Annotated in this window: 1 protein-coding gene and 1 pseudogene; both read left to right on the top strand. The window is 54.0% G+C overall.

The window, feature by feature from the left end:
- Positions 1-415, top strand: a pseudogene (locus tag ACIOWE_RS02455) (trigger factor); the annotation flags it as partial.
- A gap of 92 nt (positions 416-507) precedes the next feature.
- The gene (clpP, locus tag ACIOWE_RS02450; protein WP_007951559.1) at positions 508-1,143 is read left to right on the top strand and encodes an ATP-dependent Clp endopeptidase proteolytic subunit ClpP; all 636 of its coding nucleotides are present in this window, start codon (positions 508-510) and stop codon (positions 1,141-1,143) included.
- Positions 1,144-1,257: the final 114 nt, after the last annotated feature.

Here is a 1,257-nt window from a genome sequence, read left to right as displayed (position 1 = left end):
GGTCGAAGTGCCCAAGGCTCTGCTGTCCAACGAAGTTGACCGTCTGCGCGTGCAGGCTGTTCAGCAGTTCGGTGGCAACATCAAGCCTGATCAACTGCCGGCCGAGCTGTTCGAAGAGCAAGCCAAGCGCCGCGTAGTGCTGGGCTTGATCGTGGCTGAAGTGGTCAAGCAATTCGACCTCAAGCCTGACGAAGCCCGCGTTCGTGAAATGATTCAGGAAATGGCTTCCGCTTATCAGGAGCCAGAGCAGGTTGTGTCCTGGTACTACAAGAACGACCAGCAACTGAACGAAGTCCGTTCGGTTGTGCTGGAAGAACAAGTTGTGGATACTGTTCTGCAGAAAGCTAGCGTGACCGACAAATCGGTCTCTTACGAAGAAGCGGTCAAGCCGGTAGAAGCTCCAAAAGCCGACTGATTGTTTTTGCGATAAGAAGTGCACACATAAGCCAGCTCTCGAGCTGGCTTATGCGTATTCAAGACATAACTATTTGGGAGTGACTGCAGAGCATGTTCCGTAATTCGTATATTCAGCAGAACTCTGATATCCAGGCCGCAGGCGGCCTGGTCCCGATGGTTGTCGAGCAATCTGCTCGTGGCGAACGCGCCTATGACATTTACTCGCGCCTGCTCAAGGAGCGAGTGATCTTTCTGGTTGGTCCGGTAGAGGACTACATGGCCAACCTGATCTGTGCGCAACTGCTGTTCCTTGAAGCGGAAAACCCGGACAAGGACATCCATCTCTATATCAACTCCCCGGGCGGTTCGGTGACTGCAGGCATGTCGATCTACGACACCATGCAATTCATCAAGCCTAACGTATCGACCACCTGCATCGGCCAGGCCTGCAGCATGGGCGCATTCCTGCTGACCGCAGGTGCTCCAGGCAAGCGTTTCTGCCTGCCGAACTCGCGTGTGATGATTCACCAGCCTCTGGGCGGTTTCCAGGGCCAGGCTTCGGACATCGAAATCCATGCCAAGGAAATCCTCTTCATTCGCGAGCGTCTGAACACGCTGATGGCCAAACACAGCGGTCGCACTCTGGAAGAAATCGAGCGCGATACCAACCGCGACAACTTCATGAGTGCGGAAGCTGCGAAGGAATACGGCTTGATCGACGAAGTGATCAACCAGCGCCCAGCTTAAAATAAGCAGCTCAAAATAGGCTTGGTCGGCTGGTCTGATCAGCGGCGGGCTTGAAAAAGCCCGCAATAGCCTTCATCTTGTGTTGCAAGCCTATCGGATTTGGATCGAACGAAT

Origin of the sequence: Pseudomonas sp. NPDC087598 (genome assembly GCF_044743525.1) — a bacterium.
Classification (GTDB): Bacteria; Pseudomonadota; Gammaproteobacteria; order Pseudomonadales; family Pseudomonadaceae; genus Aquipseudomonas.
Note: the sequence above shows the minus strand (reverse complement) of the source record. Positions and strands in the feature narration are given on the sequence as shown.